This window comes from Endozoicomonas sp. 8E, from assembly GCF_032883915.1.
Taxonomy (GTDB): Bacteria; Pseudomonadota; Gammaproteobacteria; order Pseudomonadales; family Endozoicomonadaceae; genus Endozoicomonas_A.
Window position 1 is genome coordinate 520263 of sequence record NZ_CP120717.1, and the last position, 24338, is coordinate 544600.

Below are 24338 nucleotides of genomic sequence, written 5' to 3' on the forward strand. Positions count from 1 at the left end.
ATCACTCCCTTCCTTCAAAGAAGTTCAGAATTTTGCGGATTCGAACCTTGTCACTTGCCTTCAGTCGGCCTCCACAATAGAGCCGATAAAATCTTAGCCGCTGAGTGCGCGTAAGATGCTGCTTGCCCATCTTATCCAAACAGGCCAAGTCTTTGATAATGCCTCGCTCCAGGAAAAAGGGAAGAACCTTCTGGCCAGCAGGACAGTCAATGAAACAGATTTCAGGCTCTTCATTTTGGGAAACCAGAATATTTCGCCACTTGAGATCAGTATGGATGAAGCTCTGGCTATGCATGATCCTGACAGCTGGCGCTAATTGTTCAATAACTTTGGCCATCCAGATTCGATCTTTTAGCCAGGGAATACTGTCTCTAACCATCTGGCGAAGGTCCAGTGTATTGGGAGCCTCTTCAGTCACCAGAGCACCGCGCGTCATGACACCCCATTGGATCTCCTGTCCATAAGCGACCACTTTGGCTGCAGGGATACCGTGTTCATGGAAAAACAGCATACTTTCCCACTCACCCCGGATACGGCTTCTGCCAATGTAACGGCGAAGATTTTTTCCGCCGCCGGTATATCGTTTCAGATAGTAACCTTTACCATCAATTTCAATACGGCTCATGGAGCTTATGATATCCCGGGTAATTTCAACACCTGTCAGAGCAAAAGTGCTACTGAGTGTGGAGACAGCATTGCCGACTGGCGTGTCATTATAGGATTCCGTCAGTGTCCAACTGGACGACATCAAAAAAGGAATGCGCATATTTCAACATGGCCCATAACTGGGCGGAATCTTCATAAATTCAAAGCTTGGATATTGCGGTTGCAGATGGGTATTCCAAACGGTCTTTCTCATCAGGAATCGTAGTGTTGACATCCTCCCCGCCTTAAAGAGGCTGTCGCAAAACTCTGGTTCCCATGCTCCAGCGTGGGAACCCATACCTATCTCGCGCTGCAGAGTACGCTTTTCAGGGGAGGTATGCATTCCCACGCAGAGCGAGGCTGTCGCAAAACTCTCACCAGTCTGGGAACAGTTGACTCCCGTCATTCCCGAATTCATTCCCGCGAAGGCGGGAATCCACACTGACTCACCATCAGAACCATACTGCCCGGAGTCCCCCTGGCCTTGTCATCCCCGAGAAGGCAGAGATCCACCGTTGGCACTGGATTCCCGCCTTCGCGGGAATGACGACCTCAGAGCGTGGGAACGAGTTGTATGTCCATTAGGATTTTGTCAGCATCTATGTCCCATTTCTTTTTGGCGCATTCGTTTGTAAAGTTTTGTCGTTTTCATTTCTGCTGTTTTTCACCGGTTCAGGTATTGTTCCAGAACTTCTCTCAAAGGCATGCTGTTTCACACCTCCGGTATATCGTTTCAGGTAGTAGCCTTTATCACCAATCTCTGTACGGCACATGAAGCTGGTAATATCCCGGGTGGTTTCGCACCAATCACGGTAAAAGTGCTCTCGAGCGAAGCGACAGCATTGCCAACCGGTGTGTTATTACAGGATTCCGTCAGTGTTCAACTGGCTGACTTTGGCTCCTGTTGCCAAGGGGCAGTTATTTGCCTTTGAGATAGCCTTTTCTCCTTTGAGAATCTCATTGATGGCTTGAGGAGGTCGACCCATTCTACGAGCTAGCTCTGCTTGGGTAATATCCATCTCTTCAAGCACTTCCTCCAAATACTCACCCGGGGGAATGGCCAAATCGGACATGTAAGTCTGTTCAGTCATCATAGTGCTTGCTCACTTCTTCAATCATTGCGATATTCAGCGTGTCACCCTCGACGGTGAATATCAGTCTGTAAAACCCCGTCAGATTAATAGCATACTGCCCTTTTCTGTCCCCCTTGAGAGGGCGACATTTTAAGATTGGCAATCTCATTAGCACAAGTAAGAAAAGGAGGAAAATGTAGGTTTAGGGCTAAGTTTTAGGCGCCACTCTTTCCTGTTTTCGTTCCATGCGCTGATACAGTTTTACGGCTTTCTTCTCAATGCGAGTGAGCAAGGCGCTGTATTGTTTCAATGTGTCTCTGAGAGACAGCCCTGTATAGGCTTTCAAAAAACGAAAAACATCATTTCGAGAGATGCCATAATCCATGGCAGAGAAGTAGAGTCCAGATAAGTCTTTCAGTCGCCAGCGCTCGGGAATTTTATCCCGAATCTGGGCCCGGTGAAGATCAATCAGATAAAACTTCAAGTTTTCCAGATCAGGGGCCTGAGTTTTTGGCATCATGAAATGGCAAAGATAGTAATCACGATGGTTGATGCCATTGTCATGGAGTTTTTTGCTGATTTCTGCCAGCTTCAACGTCATGGCTCGCTTCAATCCAAAGCCAGGAGGAGCAGTTTTCCAGTGCTCGCAAAAATCCTCCAGAGTCACCATATTCGCCAGTTCTTCCGTCACCAGGAAAGAGCGACGTGTGGCAGGGTTCTTCCCGGTTTCTCCATAAGCGACAGGTGTCATGGTATCAATGCCAATGTCATGGAGTTTGTTCAGAGCTTCCCATTCGTTTCTGGCACCAAGAACGGGTTTACGCAAATGCACAAAGTTCTCAAGAATTTCAAACCAGCCCACACCGCCATGCACTTTGGCAAAATAGCCTTTGCCATTCAGTTCAAATCGAAAGGTACGGCGAGCCTCAAGTGCTCTGTAGACCTCTCCATCCATGGCTTCCAACAGTGATTGAGGGTCCTTGCCTTGCCAGGCTTTTTTAAAATCGTCTCTAAGATATAGCATTAAGAAATCGAGAAGTGGTCAGACTTTCGATCAGCCTGTTCAATAATAATATCAGCAGCCCGCTCAGGCAGACTATACAGGTCTTCAGACTGACTGAATGCAATGGCATTGTTCTGCCATTCCAGCCAATGCTCTGAATCAAGCATTGTGCTGACAGCCTCATTCAGAGAATCCTGATTAAACGGGCTTGGTAGTACAATGCCTGCTTTAGCATCACGAATATAGTGCGCATAGCCACAGACATCGGTGGTCAGCACAGGCAACCCAGCAACCAATGCTTCTAGCAGAACGGTACCGGTATTCTCGTTGTAAGCTGGATGAATCAGCAAGTCGGCACCCAGCAGAAACCGGGGGACATCATCTCGGCCAGCAAAAAAGCGAAGTTGGTGCTCAATACCTAATTGTTTGGACAGTGACTCAAAGGTTTTTTGTTTGTCCTGACCAATCACAAAGAAGCGAGTGCTCTGTTTCTGACGAGCGGGTAATGAAGCAATAGCCCTGATGGCTCGATCCAAACCTTTGGTTTTGAAACCTGAACCCACCATCAGAACGAGCTTATCCCTATCCGTGAGCGAAAACTCTTTTCTGAATTCTGCCCTTAGGGTCTCGGCATTTTCAGGTCGACAGCGATCCTTTGAAATACCCGGAGGAAGCAAATGAATGCGCTCTTCAGGAGTATGGTAATACCGCTGAAAGACAGGTTTTTGCAGTGCAGATATTAGCAGGGAAACGGTTTTGCTTTCCTGAGAGAAAACCGCTTCTTCAAAGGCTTTGTAATATCGAAAGCGTGATGTGAGTCGATACCACCAGCCTTTTGACAGGGCTTTATCCAGATAACAGGTGTCAGCGGCATAATAGACATCCAGCCCCGGCATTTTATTAAACCCTACCAAAATGACTTCTGGCTGGTCGGCTAATGTTTTGCCGATCTGCTGTTGGAAGCTCTTCATCCTGACGTGGTTTGAATAGCCGTTGACTTTAAGAAGCCGGATATCAAAGCCGTCAGGCTTTTCGCCCTGCCAGCAGGTGGTAAAAACAAGAACTCTATGACCTCTTTTCTGGCATTCAAGCGCAATCCTCAGAAAATCTCTCTGTAACCCCCCAAAAGGAAAATACTTATAAAGCGCAAAAGCCAATATCATGAAGACGCCCCTTGCAGAAGCTTCTCCAGGTAGGACCAGACATAATCCGGGGTCATAGGGGTAAAAATGTCCGGTTCGGCTTTAGGGAGCTGGCATTCAGGGCACTGGTCAACGGTCAGATGAATCTGTGAGCTTCCGTAGGCTCCCACCCGGTCAGGACGGGTCGGGCCGTATAGAGATACAGCGGGTGTTTCCAGAGCTGCCGTCAAATGGCCCAGTCCTGTATCCACAGCAACAGCCGCTTTAGCATTCGCTATGACCCCGGCAATACCACTCAGGCTGAGGCGTGGCAGCACCTCAATATTATCGGAACATTTTGCGATGCAGTGGGCTCGCTCTTTCTCTTTTTCGTTGCCCCATGGAATGACGATATGCATTCCGGCTGCCTGAACTTTCTGGGCCAGTTGGCACCAGTAAGTTTCTGGCCAGTGTTTGGTGGGCCATGTGGTGCCATGAATAAAGACGACATAGGGTTTTTTTTGAATCAGGTCGTCATCGAATCGGGATTGGTCAAGCAAAAACTGTCCGGGTTCTACTGGCAATTCGTAGTTCAGTGATTTGGCAAACAGCTGTCGTACACGCTCGACGGCGTGTTGCCCCCAGTTAACTGTTTTTGGGAAGTCATAAAACATGGCAGAAACGGGCTCCCGGGCTGAGTTTTTATCCAGCCCGAACTTAGGGCCCCGTGCCATTCGCGTAATTAGAGCGCTTTTCAATAATCCCTGGGCATCAATAACTGCATCGTATTTTCTGAATTTAATATCTTTGCGAAAACGACGCCACTCGCCTGAGTGAACTGTGTTCAGTATCGATTTTCGCCATCTTCTCACCGCCACAGGTATGACTTTATCGACAGCAGGGTGCCAGCGTGGGATTTCCGCAAACCCTTCTTCTACAACCCAGTCAAACCGGATGCCCGGAATCGCTTTGGCAGCATCGGTGAGGGCTGGAAGTGTGTGAATCACATCGCCCATGGACGTGGTTTTTACAATAAGAACTTTCAACCCTGAATCTCCAGAGTCTGTTCATTAGAAAGTCGTTCCAGGGCGTCCAGAACCATTTCGGGTCCCAGCTTTTTCATACAGTCCATGTGTTCCAGAGGGCATTCACGTTTAAAGCAGGGGCTGCATTCCAGTCCCAACCAAAGTGTTTCACTGTTGTCGTTCATTGGCGGGGTATGAGCCGCAGTGGTCGAGCCATAAACGGCCACCAGAGGTCGAGAAAGTGCAGCGGCAATGTGCATAAGGCCAGAGTCATTGGACACCACAGCGTGGGCCAGAGACATCAGGTCAACGGCATCCGCCAAAGTGGTTTGCCCTGCCAGATTAAAACAACGTTTATGCAGGTTTCTGGGCAGGTAGCCCATGATTTCCTGGGTGACGGCATGGTCTTTTTCAGAGCCGAACAACCATATTTGCCAGCCTTTCTGAGCCATCGTCAAAGCCACTTCGCCGTAGTAACCGGCGGGCCATTGTTTCGAGGGGCCAAATTCAGCGCCAGGACAAAGCGCCAGAATGGGCAAGTCATCAGACAGTTGGTAGCGATGCAATGCTTTGGCAACACTCTGGCTGTCAACACTCAAGGCAGGTTTGGGCAGAGGGGAGGGCAGTGGCGACTTATCCGGATAGGCCAGAGCAACAAAGCGTTCAACCATAAGAGGGTATTGCTCTTTATCCAGAACTCTCAGGTCGTTAAGCAGGCCATATCTCATTTCTCCCCGCCAGCCAGTTCTGACAGGAATGCCGGCAAGGAATGGAATCAGAGCAGACTTCAGTGAATTGGGCAGAAGAATGGTCCGGTCATAACCTTGTGCTTTCAGGTCTCTGGCTATTCTTCTGCGCGCGGCCAGATTCAGGCTGCCATGGCCTACAGGCATATCAATCCCGTTCCGGACTTCAGGCATGCGCTCAATGATGGGGCGGCTCCAGCCTGGTGCCAGTACGTCGATGACAGCCTCTGGATGTTGTCGTTTCAGGGCAATGAACAAAGTTTGAGCCATTACCATATCCCCCACCCAGGAGGGACCGACAATCAAGTACTTCACGTTGCTGCAGTTCCTGTTTCTGAGAGGCTGTCTATTCCCGGGCAGCCTCCGGGGGATCGATCCAGAATCGATCTCTTGTAATTGGGCACGCTACCGCCCTCAGTGAGAGCAGGCTGTCACCGATGGCAGAATAAGAACACTGGACAGTGTCCAGTTTCAAATATGCAGAGCAACACTTATGGAGAGAGGGTGTCGCAAAACTTCCACCGCTCGTTCCCACGCTCTGAGGGTGTCGCAAAACTCTCTCCAGCGTGGGAACGAGTTGACTCCCGTCATTCCCGGCTTCATTCCCGCGAAGGCGGGAATCCACACTGACTCACCACCAGAACCATACTGCCCGGTGCCCCCCTGGCCTTGTCATCCCCGAGAAGGCAGAGATCCACCGTTGGCGCTGGATTCCCGCCTTCGCGGGAATGACGGGAGTCAACTCGTTCCCACGCTGGGACCCACAGGGCCTGAAAGCATGGGAACCAGAGTAATATGCAAGAGTATCCCGCTGTATACAGGTCGGAATACATTTCACCCCTGTAAATAAAAAGCGGCGTAGATTATACGCCACTTTTTTTGATCAATAACTCAGTAATTGTTACAGCTTACGGAATGAAAGCCAGTGAGTTACATCACATGAGCCAGCCATTCCGGGTAAGCTTCCCGCTGGCCCTGAACCTGATCAAAGTACATGGTTTGCAGCTGTTCGGTGATGGGGCCGCGTTGACCACTGCCGATGATGCGGCCATCGTGCTCGCGAATAGGCAGCACTTCAGCGGCTGTTCCTGTGAAGAAAGCTTCTTTGGCAATATAAACTTCGTCACGGGTAATGCGCTTTTCCCTGACTTCCAGACCCAGTTCCCCGGCAAACCGGATAATGGTGTCACGGGTAATCCCTTCCAGACAGGAAGTCAGCTCAGGTGTGTAGAGAATACCATCTTCTTTGACAATGAAGATGTTTTCACCACTGCCTTCTGCCACGTAACCTTCGTTGTCCAGCAGCAGAGCTTCTTCGCAGCCGCTGTCCAGTGCTTCACGCAGTGCCAGCATGGAGTTCATGTAGTTACCATTGGCCTTGGCCTTGCACATGGTGATGTTAACGTGGTGACGGGTGTAGGAAGAGGTACGGATTTTGATACCTTTCTCTTTGGCGTCAGGGTCCATGTAAGAAGGCCAGTTCCATGCCGCAATAATGCAGTGAACGGTTAGCCCTTCTGCACGAAGGCCCATGCCTTCAGAGCCCAGGAAACACATGGGGCGGAGATAGGCACTGTCAAGACCGTTCTCACGAACCACCAGCTTTTGGGCTTCGATCAGCTCTTCACGGGAGTAAGGGATCTTCATACCCAGAATATGGGCACTTCTAAACAGTCGATCCGTATGTTCTTCCAGGCGGAAGATAGCAGGACCCTTGTCGGTGCTGTAGGCTCGAACACCCTCAAAGACGCCCATGCCGTAGTGCAGGGTATGGGTCAGAACGTGGGTTTGTGCTTCTCGCCATGGAACCAGCTTGCCATCAAACCAAATAACGCCATCTCTATCGGCGAAGGACATGCGAAAACTCCCGATGCAATCCAGTAATTTTAACCATGAGAATGTAGCTAAGTTCATCGCCAAATGGGCAGCTTTGTTTTCTCACGGTGGTATTGTGATTTTATTGAAGACCCTGTTTTTAGTGAAAGTCTGTTCATCACTTTGGGTGACAAAAGTCTTTCTATGCTCATGGTTGTTTCGTTTTCATGGCTACTCAGCCCGGTAGGTCTCAAGCCCGGCTGGCAGGCCGCTGTGGATAGGGCGGCCATGATTCTGTCTGTGCTTCGGTTATCTGCAGGCAGATGAGTATTGGATCATACTTTGCTACTGATTCCAAACCGCCGGGCTGTTGCCAGAGGACAGCGCCGGGATATTCATTCCAGCCATAGCTGCCAAAGCGCTTCAACCTGTCGGACGAAGGGCTCCACCAGGGGGATTTCCACAAAGGATGGCTGGTTTTGCAAAGCTTTTAAGTGAGCCGCTTTTCTCAGGGCTTTATAAGCTTCTCTCAGTCCTTTACCTTCACTGGCCGTCAGGTAACCGGCTTTTTCCAGTGACTCCGAGATTCGAATGTTATCCGGAAATTGCGCAATTTCCGGGTGAGTGTGTGCATGGGCTAATACAGCGTATTGCATAAGAAACTCAATATCGACAATGCCGCCGCGATCATGCTTTAAATTGAAGAGGGGTTGCCCCAGTTCATCCCGCCGGGACTTTGTCAGATACTCTTGCATCTTATGGCGCATCCTGATGACCTCTGTTTTCAGGGTGGCAGGGTCCCTGTCAATGGCCAGAATACTTTTGCGAAGTGATTCAAACTGTGCTGTCAGCTGTTTATCGCCAGCCACTGCCCTGGCCCGGACCAGAGCCTGGTGCTCCCAGGTCCAGGCGTCATTGCGCTGGTACTTCTCGAAAGATGTCAGTGAACTGACCAGCATTCCTGAAGCGCCGGAAGGGCGCAGACGCATGTCGACTTCGTAGAGTCTTCCGGAAGGGGTTTGAGCGGTGAGGATGTGTATGATTCTCTGTCCCAGTCGTGTATAGAAGGTAGAGCTTTCTATGGGGCGTGGGCCGTCTGTTTCTTTATTTAAGGCGCCGTTATGCACGAACACCAGATCCAGGTCCGATCCCGGACTGAGTTCAATGCCACCCAGTTTGCCGTAGCCAATGATGATAAAGCCGGGGTCACAGATGGAACCGTCTTCACCCACAGGGTGCCCGTGTCGCTCAACCATGGTTTTCCAGGCGAGACCGACCACCTGATCCAGCAAGGCTTCGGCAATCCAGGTCAGGTAATCGCTTTCCTTCATTAAAGGTAATGTACCTGCGACCTGTGCTGCCGCTACTTTCAAAAGATGTGACATCTTGAAGTAGCGCAGCGCTTCCATCTGGGCTTCCAGATCATCTTCCGGAATATGAGTCAGTTGTTGTCTGAGGTCGTGCTCCAGTTCGGCTTTTTTGGGTGGGTTATAGAGGTCACCGATATCCAGGAACTCATCCAGCAAGGCGGGATGTCGGGCAATCTGGTCTGCTATCCAGGGGCTGGCGGTACACAGACTGATCAGGTGTTCCAGAGCTTTGGGGTTTTCCATCAGCAAAACCAGGTAGGCCGTTCGGCGCAAAACACTTTCAATAAGCGGAAGAATTCGGGTCAGTGCCAGATCAGGCTGTTCGCTATGAGCGATATGCTCCAGCAGCGAAGGCATGAAGTGGTCAAGTCGCTCACGGCTTTGGCGGCGGATTCTGGTGATGGCTTTGCCATCCCTGAGTGCTGACAGACGTCGCCTCGAAGCTTGTGGCTCTGAAAAGTGGTTCTCCTGAAATTGTTTTAATTCTTCGTCTTCGTTGAGACTGCCCTGCCAGAGAAGCTTCCAGTGTTCCTCAACCTTCTGTTCCTGATCGTTGGATGCTTCCGGTAAGGACACAACCTCATCAAAGTGTCCCAGGACCTGCTCTCTGTGATGATCCAGCTTACTCATCAGGGAAGACCAGTCCTGATGCCCTGCACTAAAAGCGATTCTTTCCTGTTGCAGGGTGTCGACAGGCAGCTCCTGAGTCTGTCTGTCTTGCAGCGCCTGAATAGCATGCTCTAAATTTCGAAGGTATATGTAGGCTTCAGTTAATGCCTGTGTGACGCACTCTGGCAGGTAATATGACGAGAGTCGGCTGAGAATGTTGAGCAACCCCTTTTCCTGAAGACTTCGATCCCGGCCGCCGTGGATCAGCTGAAATGATTGGGTAATGAATTCAATTTCTCTGATGCCGCCAGGACCTAGTTTGATGTTGCCCTGCATGCCTTTGCGCTTCACTTCTCTTTGAATCAGGGCCTTCATATCCCTGAGAGCAGAAATAGCACTGAAATCAATGTACTTTCTAAAAGTGAATGGTTTCAGAGTATTGAGTAGATTCTGACCTTCCGGGATATCTCCGGCAATGGCTCTGGCCTTGATCATGGCATAGCGTTCCCAGTCTCTGCCCTGATCCTGATAATACTGCTCCATAGCGGAAAAACTCATGGCCAGCGCCCCGCTGGTACCATAAGGCCTCAGTCGCATATCAACCCGAAATACAAAGCCGTCCACTGTTTGATTGTCCAGGACTTTGATCAGACGTTGCCCAAGCCGGATAAAAAACTCCTGATTATCCAGAGAGCGGACTCCACCCACCGTTTCACCCTTATGGGGATAGGTGAACATCAGGTCGATGTCGGAAGAAAGATTCAGCTCCTGCCCACCCAGCTTGCCCATGCCGAGTACGATCATCTTTTGTGGTTGAGGTGTTTCTCCATAGGAAGCCCCCATCGGGGTACCCCAGGTTTTGCAGGATTCTTCATAGAGCCAGTTCAGAGACTGATCGACGCAGGCATCCGCCATGGCAGAAAGATCCAGTGTGGTTTCCTGCATGGAGCACAGACGGTTGAGGTCACGCCAGATGATTTTGACCATCTCCCGGTTTCTATAAACCCGGAGTCGCTGCATCAGGTCATTTTCGTTGAGAACTTCCTGAGTGAGCTGGCGGAGGCTATCCTGATGCCTCTCGGGTTTGGGGCTTTTTAATAAATCCGGATTCTGATGGAGTTGGACAACAAGATCCGGATGCTTCAGGCATTGTTCAAAAGCAAAGTCGCTGCCCGCCCAGGTTTTATAAAGTTGGGAGAGAAATTCGGGAGATAATGAGTCAGATCTGTCAGCCAGATCTTTTGCCCGACAGGTTTCCAGAAACTCCTCCCATTGTTTGTTCAGGATGGTTTTTACCGATGCAGGGCAATTCATTCGCTCAAGGCTTTTGATTGACTTAAGGCTGTGATCTGGCAACGCCATTAGTGGAAGCCCTCTTTAGCAAGGTGGGTGAGCAGTGCCCGAACTTTGGGGGTTGAGCCACGGTGACTGGGGTACAATGCATATAAGTCCACAGGCTCGAACTGCCAGTCGGGCAGAATATTGATGAGCGTACCTTCTGCCAGGGCACGCTTTGCCATGTATTCTGGCAGTTCGGTGATACCCAGCCCCTTGATGGACATTCTCATCAGCATGGAAAAGTCATCGCAGCGCACACTTGGCTCAAACTTCAGGGTCCTGTTTTCCTGTTCGCAAAAGAGATGCCAATCGGGGTTGCGCTCCTTTGCACTCATCAACATTAATGGATGCTCCAACAAGTCGCCGGGGGTTTTGATTTTATGTTTTGCAAAACCCGGAGCCGCATAAAGACGCAGGTGGATGGAGCACAGTTTCCTGGCAATCAGTCCAGAGTCCGGCAAGTCTCCAATTCGAAACGCCAGATCATACCCTTCTTCAATCAAATCAACACGTCGATTGGTCAAACTAAGATCAAGTTCAACCTCAGGGTAGAGTTGGCAGTAGCTGGCAAGGTGATCGCCAAGCAGTGACTGACCGACACCGAGAGAGGTACAAACTCGCAGGCGGCCCTGAGGTTTCTCCAGCATGGATTCCACTGCGCTGCCCGCGGCTTCATATTCCTCTTTGATTCTTTTGCAGTACTGATAGTAGCGCAGACCGATTTCAGTCAGGTGCAAGGTTCTGGTTGAACGCTCCAACAGCCGCACATTCAATTGGGACTCAAGCCGGGTGATCTTGCGACTGATGTTGGATTTCGGCGTATTCAGTGCTTCCGCTGCCTGAGTAAAGCTGCCTCTCTCGACTACCGTTGCAAACACCATCAGATCATTAAGGTCAGTCATTTGTTATCAAATATTGAACAGTGTTTTGTATGAATGAATATATATCAACTTTGGATAACAAACTAATCTGGTCTCATCACTTAGCAGCAAACAGGGATTGAGCGATGGAAATTTTGACCTTAGACCAACTGCCACAAGGCGGTTTTGCCGGACTGGAAGAAAAACAGGTCGTCACAGATCAGCGAGTATTTGGTGCTCGAAAGCGCCCTGAAACAGCCAACGGCATTGGTAACTTCGTTTATCTCGCTGATGCCAGCTTCTTGCCCCATGGCGAGACAGGTATGCACCCTCATCAGGAGATCGACGTCATCAGTGTAATGGCAAAAGGTCGGGTAAGCCACGCTGGATCTCTGGAACACGGCAAAGGTTTAGTCGCCCCAGAGGCGCAGGTACAACGAGCGGGTGGCGAAGGGTTCGCACACAACGAAGTGAATCCGGACAAAACCCCCAATCAGTTGATTCAACTGTGGGTTCTGCCGGAAACAAAAGGCGAGCCAGCGGGTTACAAGGCTTACACCCCGGAAACCAACGTCAGGACACGTATCTATGGAGGAAGCAAAAAACAGAAGGAAACGTTTGATAGCCACACCGTGATCGAAATGGTTCAGGCCACGAAAGGGTATCAGACTGAGCATAGCGGTGAGGTTTTGGCTTACCTCAGTACTGGCAGGGCAAGCATTAATGGCGAGACCATTCAGGCTGGCACTTTGGTAAGAGCGACGGAATTGAACTTTGTTGCCCAGCAAGAGAGCCAGCTGATCTTGATTTTTACCGAATCTTTTAATGAAACAGAGCACTGATAAGGACATGACCATGACAACAAAATACTCCGAATTTTTAACGCCGGACAACGCAGTATTGACAATGATCGACCATCAGACGGGTTTGATGGTTGGACTGGGTGATGAACACCCGACGGTGCTCAAAAATAACATTGTCGGCCTGATCAGAACGGCAAAAGCCATTGGACTGCCATCGGTGGTCACCGCCAGCTTGCCCGAGGGACCAAATGGTCCGGTGATGCCCGAAATTACCGACGTACTAGGCGGGGAAGTGATTGAACGTGAAGGGCAGATCAATGCTTGGGATAGCCCGGCGTTCAGCCAAGCCATTGAGAAAACAGGCCGCAAAAAGATCATCATGGCCGGTGTCGTAACCGACGTATGTTTATTGTTTCCGGCATTGTCCGCCATTGAAGAAGGCTACGATGTGTATGCCGTGATCGATGCTTCGGGTACCTGGAATAAAACGGTTCAGGAAGTCACGATACAGCGTTTGACCCAGGCGGGTGTGAAAGTGACGACCTGGGCTTCGGTTCTGGCAGAGCTGATGAACGACTGTCGCAGTGAATACGGTGAAGTATTGGGACAGGTATTGGCTGAGCATACGACCAAATACGGTTACGTGATGAACAGTTATTTCGCAAGAGGATAGTCATGGGTGGCGAGCTCAACGGCTCGCCATTCAACCGTCATTGGATGGCGCCATTTTCACAACTTGTTGAAGCAGTGTCCTTATCCGGAATTAAAGAGTTTTTAAGTTGGTTAACCAGTCTTTGCAAATGAGTAATATCTTTTATATTTCTTACCGAAGAATAAACATATTCATAAGTTCTTGTTGGGTCAGTTGTATACATTGTGCGGGGTTTAGGGGAGTCATCATCCTGAGTTATCCTGTTGCCGTCTGCATCTTTAAAACAAGCCTCCCAGAAAAGATCAATGGCTTGATCGCGTTTGTTGGCGGAAAGGGCAAAGAAAATTAATGCAAAATTACCAACCGCCTCATACTTGTCTTCCAGGGATGAGCCTTGTTGAAGAATAATGTTTACACGTTCTATCTCTCGACGGGCAATCTTCTCTACCAGAGCCTGTCGATCTGTATTCAAGCCTTCGATGACATTTTCTGTGAACTGATGCAAGTTAAAGCTTTTACGTGCATGAAATTTTCTTGACATCTTGGCTATACGGACAAGGGAGTGGCAGAAGCCCAAGCGGAAGGTATGGGTACAACTGGCACAATAATCAACAATATATTCATAGTCTTCCCCCAGGGCATTGCACATTGCAGCAGCAAGATGTACATATACGTCGCCGATTGCTTGTTTTTCCATGAGCCTTTTGCAATTCAGCACAAACATAATTGGATCAACGAAAGACTTTTCTAAAACTTTGAAAGGTATTTCTTCATCATCCTCTGAAAGATCAGGGTTGGGTTGATGAGTATTCCGGGACGGATCATCACCTCTATGATCAGACGACGGACGAGGTATCGGATGTTCAGTCTCTCTTTGAGCACGGGAAGGAGAGTTTTGCTGGCCCCCTCCAGCCAACCCGCTACTACCGGATGGCGGTTGGACTTGACAAACGCCATGACAGGAGCCGACGTAACAATTGAAACCGTACGTGTGCCGGTGTTGTTCAGGGCCCTGGTTACCGCCGCCAGAGCCGGAAAACCTGAGCCAGAAAGGAGGGCCTCTAAGTTGGGTGGTTGATCCAGAGGCCTGCTGACCGGATGATGCTGATGGCGGGTTCTGTTGGCTACTATTTTGTGGGCCACTTTGTTGTTGACCCCGCCCGGGGAGCATCATAGTGGTGATCTCAAATGGGTGCTCCTGATCTGTCTCCGGTTGATCCACCGGGTTGAACTGCGGCGAATCCTTGTTCCAATATCTCTCCAATAGCCAGCCAACGGTGACAAACACTTCTAATGGTATTCTTGAATAGGGTTTGGCGTTCAGAGCGGCGTCACTGGTGGTCATCATCAGTTCGTTAGCAACCAGAAAATGAGCGGCGTGAATCAATGGCCAGTAGATCGACTCAAAAAAGGCAGTTTTTACCCCGTAACCCTCAAGATTGAGTGGATGATCATCAGGCGGAAAAGTTGATTCTGCACAGCTGTTTGTGTCGGCAGGATAAAACGGGTCGCCTGGCAATGTATGCTGGTCTGGCTTTATAGAAAAGCTATCTTTTGAAAAGCTTTCATCCTGTTGAAACTCGACAACAAAACGTCCTGTTAATGATTCGGCCTGACAGACGACAGACAACCACGAAAGCAGTAACAGCAGCGGCGCAGAGAACGAGTTTTTCATTAGATATCACTTTGATAGTCTGTTGCTTGTTCCAGTGCTTGGGTATTCATTTTACAGAGGGGAAAGTTAGACCAATAAAGTGATAGATCAAAAAAATAAGCGTGTTTTTTTCAAAAACAAACGGTGTCATCCCTGATCTATGCTGCGAATACCTCTATTATTCACCATCGGTTTTCTGGTTGGGCTTATTTTCACTGCTTGTTGAGGCAGTGCTTTTATCCGGAATTAAATAGTCTGCAAGCTGATTAACCAGTCTTTGTAAATGAGTAATATCTTTTATATTTCTTACTGAATAATAAACATATTTATAAGTGTTTGTGGGTTCAGTTGTGAACACTCTGGAGTATTCAGGGGAGGGTTTATCCCGAGCTATCTTGTTGCCATCTGCATCTGTAAAACACACCTTCCGGAAAAAATCACCCGCTTCTTTTAGATGGTGTGCGGAAAGAGCAAAGAAAATTAATACAAAATTACCAACCGGCTCATACTTATCTTCCATCGATGAGCCTTGTTGAAGAATAATGTTTACACGCTCTATCTCTCGACGGGCAATCTTCTCTACAAGCGTCTTGCGGTCTGTATTCAAGCCTTCGATGACATCTTGTCTGAACTGGTGCAAGTTCAAGCTTTTATTTGTATAAAAGTCTTTTACCACATTGGCCATACAGCTAAGGGAGTGGCTGAATCCAAAGTTGAAGTTATGGGTAATATTGGCACAACAATGAACAATGTATTGATATTCTTCGCCCAGGGCATTGCACATTGCAGCAGCAAGATGTACGTATTCGTCGTCAGCGTCGTGTCTATTCGCGAGCACTCTGTAATTCAGAAAATTTAAAATTGGACGAACGAAAAATTCAGATATAAGTATGGATATTTTTTTGTCAATCTTTGAAGGATCAAGTTCTTCAGAATCTGATAAAGCCCGGGTTTCTCGAAGAGCCATTTTGGCAGTACACTCTTCAAGGCTGGGTAAATGAGGATTTCGGGACGGTTCACTACCTATGTTACCAAACAACAGACGAGCTATCGAAGGTTCAATCTCTCGTCGAGCAGGGGAAGAAGAGTCTTGCTGGCCCCCTTCAGCTAAATCGCTACTATCGGATGCGCGTTGGAGTTTACAAACGCCATTACAGGAATCGACGTAACAATTTGAGCCGTATGTATGCTGTTGTTGTTCAGGGTCCTGGTTACCGCCACCAGAGCCGGAATGCGTAAACCTGAAGTTTCCAGGTTGGGTGGTTGATCCAGAGGTCTGCTGACCGGATGATGCTGATGTTGGGTTTTTTTGGCCACTATTTTGTTGGCCACTTTGCTGTTGACCCTGCCCCGGGAGCATCATAGTGGTGATCGCAAATGGGTGATCCTGACCTGACTCCGTTTGATCCCTTGGGTTGAGCTGCGGCGAATTGTGGTTCCAATATCTTTCCAATAGCCAGCCAACGGTGGCAAACACTTCTAATGGTATCCTTGAATAGGGTTTGGCGTTCAGGGCGGCGTCACTGGTGGTCATAATCAGTTCATTAGCAACCAGAAAATGAGCGGTGTAAATCAATGGCCAGGAGATCGACTCAAAAAAGGCGGTTTTTACCCCGTAACTCTCAAGATTGAGTGGATTATCATCAGGCGGAAAAGCTGACTCTGCATAGCCGTTTGTGTCGGCAAGGTATGACGGGTTGCCCCGCAATGTATGTTGGTCTGGCTTTGTAGAAAAACTCCCTTTTGGAAAGCTTCCATCCTGTTGAAAATTGACAACATAACGTCCTGTCAATGGTTTGGCCTGGCAGACGACAGATAACCACGAAAGCAGTAACAGCAGGGCGACATAGAACGAATTTTTCATTAGATCCCACTTTGATAGGCTGTTGTTTGTAGTGCATAGGTATTCATTTTCCAGAGAGAAAAGTTAGACCAAGAAAGTGATAGACAAAAAAAGAAGCGTGTTTTTTTCAAAAACGAACGGTCGCAGCTGGAAAAAAAAGCCCGCTACGGTAAAACAGCCCTGGGCTTTTTTTATCATTCACAGTCGGTTTTCTGGTTGGGCTTATTTTCACAACTTACCGAAGCAGTGCCCTTACTCGGAATTAAATAGTCTGCAAGCTGATTAACCAGTCTTTGTAAATGAGTAATATCTTTTATATTTCTTACTGAAGAATAAACATATTTATAAGTGTCTGTGGGTTCAGTTGTGAACTCTTCGGAGTATTCAGGGGACGGATTATCCCGAGTTATCTTGTTGCCATCTGCATCTGTGTAACAAAGCTTCCAGAAAAAATCGCTCGCTTCTTTTAAATTGTTGGCGGAAAGGGCAAAGAAAATTAATACAAAATTACCGACCGGCTGATACTTATCTTCCATCGATGGGCCTTGTTGAAGAATAATGTTTACACGCTCTAACTCTCGACGGGCAATCTTCTCTATAAGAGTCTGGCGATCTGTATTCAAGCCTTCGATGACATCCTCTCTGAACTGATCCAGGTTCAAGCTTCTATTTGCATAAAAGTCTTTTATCACATGGGCCATACGGCTAAGGGTGTGACAGAAGCCAAAGTTGAAGGTATGGGTAAAACTGGCGCAACAGTCGACAATGTATGCATATTCTTCACCCAGTGCATTGCACATTGCAGCAGCAAGATGTACGTATTCGTCGTCAGTGTTGTGTTTATTCACGAGGACTCTGTAATTCAGAAAATTTACAATTGGACGAACGAAAAATTCAGTTAAAAGTCCGGATACTTTTTCGTCAACCCCTTCAGAATCTGATAAAGCTGCGGTTTCTTGATGAGATACTCTAACAAGACTCTCTCCAAGGCTGGGTAAATGAGGATTTTTGGACGGGTCACTACCTATGTTACCAAACAACAGACGAGCTATCGAAGGTTCAGTCTCTCGTCGAGCAAGGGAAGAAGAGTCTTGCTGGCCCCTTTCAGCTAACTCGCTTCTGGATGGCGGTTGGACTTTACAAACGCCATGACAGGAACCGACGTAACAATTGAAACCGTATGTATGCTGCTGTTGTCCAGGGCCCTGGTTACCGCCGCCAGAGCCGGAAAGCCTGAGCCTGAAAAAAGCTCTAGGAGAGGCCTGCTGACCGGATGATGCTGATGTTGGGTTTTGTTGGCCACTATTTTGTTGGCCACTTTGTTGTTGACCCTGCCCGGGGAGCATCATAGTGGTGATCTCAAATGGGTGATCCTGAACTGACTCCGTTTGATCCATTGGGTTGAGCTGCGGCGAATTGTGGTTCCAATATCTTTCCAAAAGCCAGCCAACAGTGGCAAACACTTCTAATGGTATCCTTGAATAGGGTTTGGAGTTCAGAGCGACGTCATTGGTGGTCAAAATCATTTCATTAGCAACCAGAAAATGAGTGGCGTAAATCAATGGCCACGAGATCGACTCAAAAAAGGCGGTTTTTACCCCGTAACCCTCAAGATTGAGTGGATGATCATCAGGCGGAAAAGTTGAGGCTGCATAGCCGTTTGTGTCGGCAAGGTATGACGGGTTGCCCGGCAATGTACGCTGGTCTGGTTTTATAGAAAAACTCCTTTTTGGAAAGCTTCCATCCTGTTGAAAATTGACGACATAACGTCCAGTCAATGGTTTGGCCTGGCAGACGACAGATAACCACGAAAACAGTAACAGCAGGGTGGCATAGAACGAATTTTTCATTAGATCCCACTTTGATAGACCGTTGATTGAAGTGCATAGGTATTCATAACCCAGAGAGAAAAGTTAGACCAAGAAAGTGATAGACCAAAAAAAGAAGCGTGTTTTTTCAACGACACCCCGGGAATAGCAGGGGCCGGATTCTGTTACCGGCACGGGTTTCGCGGACCTTCTTTTAAGGCGTCGTCAGCCTGTTGAAAAAATGGGTCTTGTGTATTCCTGCCAGGTGGTCACAGTGTCATGCCTGATCTATGCTGTGGCTCAGTTTTTGCCGGGGTGGTTATAGACAAAGAGCAGATTGCTGGTGAGATTGATCCTGCTCAACAGCTGAGCATCAGCTTTAGGACAAGCTTCAGCTGGAAGCAGAAAATTGCTTTTCCATTAACTGGCATCAAAGCGGATCAAAGTCGGGTCCGGGATATCAGCTCATGGCAGGACAATACGCCAATATCGTAAGAGTTTTTACGCCAATCCGATGAATCGTCAGCATTTTTCTTTTTCCAATAGGGAATTTCGACTTTTCTCTACGTAAATTCAGAGTAAAGTCCAGCGCGGAAATTGCTATCGGGGTATGCACTGACAGAGTTTTTTCTTGTTTGATAATAGTTATGTCATGGGAATTTCATGAATAAATGTAATGATGTAGCGGCTTTTGATATATTTCTGTAACTTTACTGTGCCTAAGTACTGGTACTCATTGCGGATTTTGCTTATCTTGTAGTTCAATTGCAAAATTGATCGAAATCAATTTTCTGAAGTTTTAAACTCTGTCTTCTTTGCACCCGGTTAAACCTCTATCCGGGACCAATCGTCCCCTTGGAAGCCTGATGGCACAGTGGTTGGACCTGAAGCTCAAGCAGACTGGACAGATTTTTCATAGATAACAGTTTGGCGCTGGGAGCCATGACAGGGGTAGCCCTCAAGCAATCTGTTCTTGTCCGGGCTCCTGAGGCTCACATCGTTTGATCATTGGTTTTCACTGGTGATATGGGTTGAAGAAAGCGGCCCCTAAGAGCCTCGACTACCCTGACAGACAGAATTTCACTGGCACATTGATGAACAACCGTCTTTTAAAAGTGTGGTTGTTCATCTCAGATTGAAGCGATTTATTTGCTCAAGGCTGAGTCGCTAAAGTGTACTCTGGTTCGGGTAATCGAAATGGAAAGATGCATCAGTGGCTGATGACCCCTTCACAGATGCCTTTTTTAGAACTGGTTACAGCGCTCAATTCTCGGAGCAAACTATATGCATGACATCGATCCCATCGAAACCCAGGAGTGGCTGGAAGCCCTGGATTCCGTACTGGAAAAAGAAGGGGAAGACCGGGCTCATTACCTGATGACCCGACTTTCCCAGCATGCCAGAGCGAAAGGCACCCAGCTGCCCTATGCGATTACTACCCCTTATCGCAACACCATTCCGCCTGAGAAAGAGGCGAGAATGCCGGGTGACTTGTTCATGGAACGCAGAATCCGTTCCCTGGTTCGTTGGAATGCGCTGGCAATGGTCATGCGTGCTAACCAGAAAGACAGTTCACTGGGCGGTCACATTTCTTCCTTCGCTTCCAGTGCAACCCTTTATGATATCGGCTACAACTACTTCTTCCATGGTTACAACAATATCCGTGAAGGCGATCTGGTTTACTACCAGGGGCACACGGCTCCGGGTATTTATTCCCGTGCTTTCCTGGAAGGTCGTCTGAGCGAAGACCAGCTGGACGGTTTCCGTCAGGAGGTAGAAGGCAAGGGGCTTTCTTCCTATCCTCACCCCCACCTGATGCCAGACTTCTGGCAGTTTCCCACGGTATCCATGGGTCTGGGCCCACTGCAGGCCATCTATCAGGCACGTTTTATGAAGTACCTGATCAACCGTGGTATGGCCCCGGAGCAGAACCGTAAAGTCTGGGCTTTCCTGGGTGACGGTGAAATGGATGAGCCGGAATCCACAGGTTCAATCTCTCTGGCGGGTCGTGAAAAGCTGGACAACCTGATCTTCGTGGTGAACTGTAACCTGCAGCGTCTGGACGGACCGGTTCGTGGTAACGGCAAGATCATGCAGGAGCTCGAAGGCGTATTCCGTGGCGCTGGCTGGAACGTGATCAAGGTGACCTGGGGGCGTCACTGGGATCAGCTGTTTGCTCAGGACAAAGATGGTATGCTTCAGAAACTGATGGACGAAGCCGTCGATGGCGACTATCAGAACTGTAAAGCCAAGGGCGGTGCCTGGACACGTGAACACTTCTTCGGTCGTTACCCTGAAACCAAAAAGATGGTGGAACACCTGTCTGACGACGACATCTGGCGTCTGAACCGGGGTGGTCACGATCCATACAAGGTTTACGCAGCCTACCATGCTGCGGTAAACACCACCGACAAGCCAACGGTTATTCTGGCCAAGACTGTAAAAGGTTACGGCACCGGTACCACGGGTGAAGCCTCCAACGTTAGCCACAACGTCAAGAAACTGCCTATCGATGACCTGAAACAGTTCCGTGACCGTTTCGACCTGCCGATCAAAGATGAAGATCTGGCCAGTCTGCCTTACTTCAAGCCTGCAGAAGACAGCCCTGAAATGGTTTACATGCGAAAGCATCGTGAAAAACTGGGTGGTTTCATTCCTCAGCGTCGCGAGCAGTCGGATGTACAGTTGGAAATTCCTGAACTGAGTGCCTTCGACGCTGTTCTCAAAGGCAGTGGTGAGCGAGAAATCTCAACCACCATGGCCTACGTACGTGTTTTGGCGGCTCTGGCGAAAGATAAGAACGTCGGCAAGCACATCGTACCGATCATTCCTGATGAAGCCCGGACTTTCGGTATGGAAGGCATGTTTCGTCAGCTGGGTATCTACTCTGCTGAAGGTCAGATGTATGAGCCGGTCGACTCTGATCAGGTGATGTTCTACAAGGAGTCCAAGCAGGGTCAGATTCTGGAAGAAGGTATTAACGAAGCCGGTGCCCACGCTGCCTGGATCGCGGCGGCGACTTCGTACAGTAACAACAACGTACCCATGATTCCTTTCTATGCTTTCTACTCCATGTTCGGTTTCCAGCGAACCGGCGACCTGGCCTGGGCTTCAGGCGACATGCAGGCTCGTGGTTTCCTGATCGGCGCGACTTCCGGTCGTACCTCCCTGAACGGCGAAGGTCTGCAACACCAGGATGGTCACAGCCACATTCTGGCTTCCACTGTTCCTAACTGCATCAGCTATGACCCGACTTACGGCTACGAGCTGGCGGTGATTGTTCAAGACGGTCTGCGTCGCATGTATAGCGACAACGAAAACGTGTGGTACTACATTACCACCATGAACGACAGTTATAAGATGCCCGCTATGCCGGAAGGCGATGCCGTCATTGAAGGCATAGTGAAAGGTCTCTACTGCTTCGAGGAAAACGCCGGAAACGACGGCCTGAAAGTACAGCTGATGGGCTGTGGCACTATTCTTGAGGAAGTGCGTGCTGCTGCTGACATTCTGCGTAACGATTTCGGTATCGAGTCTGATATCTGGAGCGCCACAAGCTTCAACGAACTGCGTCGTGATGGTATGGCGGCAGCTCGTCACAACATGTTGAACCCTGATTCCGGAAGGCGTGCAGGCTGGGTCGAACAGCAGCTGACTGGCCGCAAGGGTCCGGTTGTTGCCGCCTCTGACTACATGAAGATCTACGCCGACCAGATTCGCGAATTCGTACCAGGTACTTTCATTGCCTTGGGTACCGATGGCTTTGGTCGTTCCGATACCCGTGAGAAATTGCGTGAGTTCTTCGAAGTGGATCGTTACTTCGTTGTTATTGCTGCCCTGTACGGTCTGGTAAAAGACGGTGAACTGGAAGTGTCTGTCATGAAAGACGCTATGAAAAAGTTCAACATCGACGGCGACAAAGCTAACCCACTGTACTGCTGATTTCATAAGGTTATCCCGAATGAGCGATGAAATAATCAAGATCCCCGATATCGGCAGTGGCAGTGCAGAAGTTATTGAAATCTGCGTTGCCCCCGGTGATTCAGTTTCTGCCGATGACTCCCTGATTGTTCTGGAGTCAGACAAGGCATCCATGGAAGTGCCTGCACCCCGTGACGGCAAGATCTCCGAGATCATGGTCAAGGTAGGCGACAGTGTGTCTGAAGGTGATGACATGCTGAAAATGACGGCAGGTGCCGCAGATCAGGAAAGTTCTGTTATTGCCACCGAAGCGGCTCCAGCTCAGGCTGCACAGCCAGAACCCATAGCTGCGCCAGCTGCTCCAGCAACTGGCAGCAGTATTCAGGACGTTCTGATTCCAGACATCGGGGCAGAAAACGTCCCAGTTATCGAAATCTGTGTTGCTGTGGGTGACGAGATTTCTGAGGAAGATTCTCTGGTTGTCCTGGAGTCTGACAAGGCGACCATGGAAGTTCCTTCACCTTTCTCTGGCGTAGTAAAAGAGATCTGCGTGAAAGAAGGCGACGAGATGAGTCAGGGCGATCTGGTGGTGAAAGTCGAAACCACGGGTGGTGCTGCTCCTGTTCCGGCTCCTCAGACGGAAGCTCCCCAGGCCGCCGCAACGGCTCCAGTCGCTGCGCCTGTTGCGGGTGGTGTTCAGGAAGTGACGGTGCCCGATATTGGTGCCGAAGACGTCCCCGTTATCGAAATCTGCGTAGCCGTGGGTGATGAAATCGCTGAAGAAGATTCCCTGATTGTTCTGGAATCTGACAAAGCGAGTATGGATGTACCTTCTCCTTTTGCCGGTGTTGTCAAAGAGATCTGCATTAAAGAAGGTGACAAGCTGAGCCAGGGCAACCTGATTGCCAGGATTGAGACTCAGGGCAGTGTTACTGCTCAGGCTGCTCCTGCGCCACAGGCTTCTGCCCCCACACCGCAGGCTTCTGCACCGGCAGCATTGGCTCCTGCGGCTGCCAAAGCACCAGCACCTGCTGCTCCGGCTTCTGCTCAAAAACTGGTTGAACTGGAAAAAGCCAATCGAAATTTCCACGCAGGTCCAGCGGTTCGCAGGCTTGCCCGTGAGTTTGGTGTTAACCTGGAACGGGTAAAAGGCACAGGCCCACGCAGCCGTATCGTGAAAGAAGATGTTCAGGCCTATGTTAAGGCTAGGCTGACTGAAGCTGACAAGCCTCAGACAGCTGCCGCCACAGGGGGGGCGGGCATTCCTCCGGTGCCTGCCCAGAATTACGCCAAGTGGGGTGAAATCGAAGAAGTCGCCCTGAATCGTCTGCGTAAAGTAGCGGCTCAAAACTTCCAGCGCTCCTGGCTGAATGTGCCCCACGTCACCCAGTTTGATGAAGCGGATATTACTGAACTGGAAGCTTTTCGTAAGGCCAACAAGGCAATGGCTGAGGCCCAAGGCACCAAGCTGACTCCGCTGCCTTTCTTCCTGAAGGCCGTGGCTTACGTTCTGAAAGAGATGCCGGTATTCTGCTCTTCCCTCAGTGAAGACGGTGAGTCGGTTATCTACAAAAAGTACATCAACATTGGTGTTGCTGTAGATACTCCTGACGGCCTGCTGGTACCTGTCATCAAAAATGTTAACCAGAAAGGCATCTGGGATCTGTCCAGAGAGTGCATTGAGCTGGCTGGCAAGGCCCGTGACAAGAAGCTGAAACCTGACGAAATGCAGGGGGGGTGCTTCACCATCTCCAGTCTGGGTTCAGTCGGTGGTACCGCCTTTACCCCCATCGTGAATGCGCCTGAAGTAGCGATTCTGGGTATCTCCAAAGCATCCATGAAGCCTGTCTGGAACGGCAAGGACTTTGATGCACGCCTGATGTGTCCACTTTCACTGTCGTACGATCACCGCGTGGTGAACGGTGCCGATGCCGCCCGTTTCACCACCCTGCTAAGCAATCTATTAGCTGACATGCGTCGTCTTCTTCTGTGATCCCCGGATTCCGGTGAATAAAAAAGCCCGCGACTGTTTTGCAGTGCGGGCTTTTTTTT

At 49.3% G+C, this 24338-nt stretch carries 21 protein-coding genes; 8 read left to right on the forward strand and 13 right to left on the reverse strand.

The window, feature by feature from the left end; all coding sequences use genetic code 11:
• Position 1: 1 nt before the first annotated feature.
• On the reverse strand, positions 2–766 hold the full coding sequence (locus P6910_RS02060; RefSeq protein WP_317144629.1) for a lipopolysaccharide kinase InaA family protein: 765 nt from the start codon (positions 764–766) through the stop codon (positions 2–4).
• Between the two features lie 3 nt (positions 767–769).
• The gene (locus tag P6910_RS02065) at positions 770–1051 is read right to left on the reverse strand and encodes a hypothetical protein (protein ID WP_317144630.1); all 282 of its coding nucleotides are present in this window, start codon (positions 1049–1051) and stop codon (positions 770–772) included.
• Between P6910_RS02065 and P6910_RS02070 the strand changes: the two genes are divergently transcribed.
• The gene (locus P6910_RS02070) at positions 1038–1280 is read left to right on the forward strand and encodes a hypothetical protein (RefSeq protein WP_317144631.1); all 243 of its coding nucleotides are present in this window, start codon (positions 1038–1040) and stop codon (positions 1278–1280) included. The two genes, P6910_RS02065 and P6910_RS02070, sit on opposite strands and share 14 nt — an antisense overlap.
• A gap of 225 nt (positions 1281–1505) precedes the next feature.
• On the opposite strand, the gene P6910_RS02075 is transcribed toward P6910_RS02070, so the two are convergent.
• From P6910_RS02075 to waaF, 5 genes are all read right to left on the reverse strand, one after another.
• A complete protein-coding gene (locus P6910_RS02075; protein ID WP_317144632.1) occupies positions 1506–1739 on the reverse strand; it encodes a transcriptional regulator in 234 nt (77 codons plus the stop codon).
• Positions 1740–1926: 187 nt separating this feature from the next.
• The gene (gene rfaP, locus P6910_RS02080) at positions 1927–2742 is read right to left on the reverse strand and encodes a lipopolysaccharide core heptose(I) kinase RfaP (protein ID WP_317144633.1); all 816 of its coding nucleotides are present in this window, start codon (positions 2740–2742) and stop codon (positions 1927–1929) included.
• Entirely contained in the window at positions 2742–3884 is a 1143-nt protein-coding gene (locus P6910_RS02085) for a glycosyltransferase family 4 protein (RefSeq protein WP_317144634.1), read from the reverse strand. The genes rfaP and P6910_RS02085 overlap by 1 nt, the downstream gene beginning before the upstream one ends.
• Positions 3881–4888: a lipopolysaccharide heptosyltransferase I gene (gene waaC / locus P6910_RS02090; protein ID WP_317144635.1), complete on the reverse strand. Its 1008-nt coding sequence runs from the start codon at positions 4886–4888 to the stop codon at positions 3881–3883. Before waaC ends, P6910_RS02085 begins: the two co-directional genes overlap by 4 nt.
• The gene (gene waaF / locus P6910_RS02095; RefSeq protein WP_317144636.1) at positions 4885–5928 is read right to left on the reverse strand and encodes a lipopolysaccharide heptosyltransferase II; all 1044 of its coding nucleotides are present in this window, start codon (positions 5926–5928) and stop codon (positions 4885–4887) included. The genes waaC and waaF overlap by 4 nt, the downstream gene beginning before the upstream one ends.
• Positions 5929–6157: 229 nt before the next feature.
• On the opposite strand from waaF, the gene P6910_RS02100 reads away from it, so the two are divergent.
• Complete coding sequence (locus P6910_RS02100) at positions 6158–6463, forward strand: hypothetical protein (RefSeq protein WP_317144637.1); 306 nt, start codon at positions 6158–6160, stop codon at positions 6461–6463.
• An 80-nt stretch (positions 6464–6543) separates the two neighbouring features.
• Here the strand turns inward: P6910_RS02100 and P6910_RS02105 are convergent, their stop codons facing one another.
• Positions 6544–7470, reverse strand: a complete 927-nt coding sequence (locus P6910_RS02105; protein WP_317144638.1) for a branched-chain amino acid transaminase — start codon at positions 7468–7470, stop codon at positions 6544–6546.
• Positions 7471–7533: 63 nt separating this feature from the next.
• Here P6910_RS02105 and P6910_RS02110 point away from each other — a divergent pair, with 63 nt between their 5' ends.
• Complete coding sequence (locus P6910_RS02110; protein WP_317144639.1) at positions 7534–7755, forward strand: hypothetical protein; 222 nt, start codon at positions 7534–7536, stop codon at positions 7753–7755.
• A 68-nt stretch (positions 7756–7823) separates the two neighbouring features.
• Here P6910_RS02110 and glnE read toward each other — a convergent pair whose 3' ends face one another.
• Together glnE and P6910_RS02120 are read right to left on the reverse strand one after the other, a co-directional pair.
• Positions 7824–10769, reverse strand: a complete 2946-nt coding sequence (gene glnE, locus P6910_RS02115; protein WP_317144640.1) for a bifunctional [glutamate--ammonia ligase]-adenylyl-L-tyrosine phosphorylase/[glutamate--ammonia-ligase] adenylyltransferase — start codon at positions 10767–10769, stop codon at positions 7824–7826.
• Complete coding sequence (locus tag P6910_RS02120; RefSeq protein WP_317144641.1) at positions 10769–11647, reverse strand: LysR family transcriptional regulator; 879 nt, start codon at positions 11645–11647, stop codon at positions 10769–10771. The genes glnE and P6910_RS02120 overlap by 1 nt, the downstream gene beginning before the upstream one ends.
• Positions 11648–11751: 104 nt before the next feature.
• Between P6910_RS02120 and P6910_RS02125 the strand changes: the two genes are divergently transcribed.
• Both P6910_RS02125 and P6910_RS02130 read left to right on the forward strand, forming a co-directional pair.
• Entirely contained in the window at positions 11752–12447 is a 696-nt protein-coding gene (locus P6910_RS02125; protein WP_317144642.1) for a pirin family protein, read from the forward strand.
• 13 nt (positions 12448–12460) lie between these two features.
• The gene (locus tag P6910_RS02130) at positions 12461–13081 is read left to right on the forward strand and encodes an isochorismatase family protein (protein ID WP_317144643.1); all 621 of its coding nucleotides are present in this window, start codon (positions 12461–12463) and stop codon (positions 13079–13081) included.
• A 37-nt stretch (positions 13082–13118) separates the two neighbouring features.
• Here P6910_RS02130 and P6910_RS02135 read toward each other — a convergent pair whose 3' ends face one another.
• From P6910_RS02135 to P6910_RS02145, 3 genes are all read right to left on the reverse strand, one after another.
• Positions 13119–14735: a hypothetical protein gene (locus tag P6910_RS02135; RefSeq protein ID WP_317144644.1), complete on the reverse strand. Its 1617-nt coding sequence runs from the start codon at positions 14733–14735 to the stop codon at positions 13119–13121.
• A 157-nt stretch (positions 14736–14892) separates the two neighbouring features.
• Positions 14893–16578 (reverse strand): hypothetical protein, encoded by a 1686-nt coding sequence (locus P6910_RS02140; RefSeq protein WP_317144645.1) that lies wholly within the window; start codon positions 16576–16578, stop codon positions 14893–14895.
• Between the two features lie 173 nt (positions 16579–16751).
• The gene (locus P6910_RS02145; protein ID WP_317144646.1) at positions 16752–18407 is read right to left on the reverse strand and encodes a hypothetical protein; all 1656 of its coding nucleotides are present in this window, start codon (positions 18405–18407) and stop codon (positions 16752–16754) included.
• A gap of 237 nt (positions 18408–18644) precedes the next feature.
• Between P6910_RS02145 and P6910_RS02150 the strand changes: the two genes are divergently transcribed.
• The 3 genes from P6910_RS02150 to aceF all read left to right on the forward strand — a co-directional run bounded on the left by P6910_RS02150 (position 18645) and on the right by aceF (position 24279).
• Complete coding sequence (locus tag P6910_RS02150; protein WP_317144647.1) at positions 18645–18860, forward strand: hypothetical protein; 216 nt, start codon at positions 18645–18647, stop codon at positions 18858–18860.
• A 789-nt stretch (positions 18861–19649) separates the two neighbouring features.
• Positions 19650–22307, forward strand: a complete 2658-nt coding sequence (gene aceE, locus P6910_RS02155) for a pyruvate dehydrogenase (acetyl-transferring), homodimeric type (RefSeq protein ID WP_317144648.1) — start codon at positions 19650–19652, stop codon at positions 22305–22307.
• A gap of 19 nt (positions 22308–22326) precedes the next feature.
• A complete protein-coding gene (aceF, locus tag P6910_RS02160; RefSeq protein WP_317144649.1) occupies positions 22327–24279 on the forward strand; it encodes a pyruvate dehydrogenase complex dihydrolipoyllysine-residue acetyltransferase in 1953 nt (650 codons plus the stop codon).
• The last annotated feature ends 59 nt before the right edge of the window (positions 24280–24338 follow it).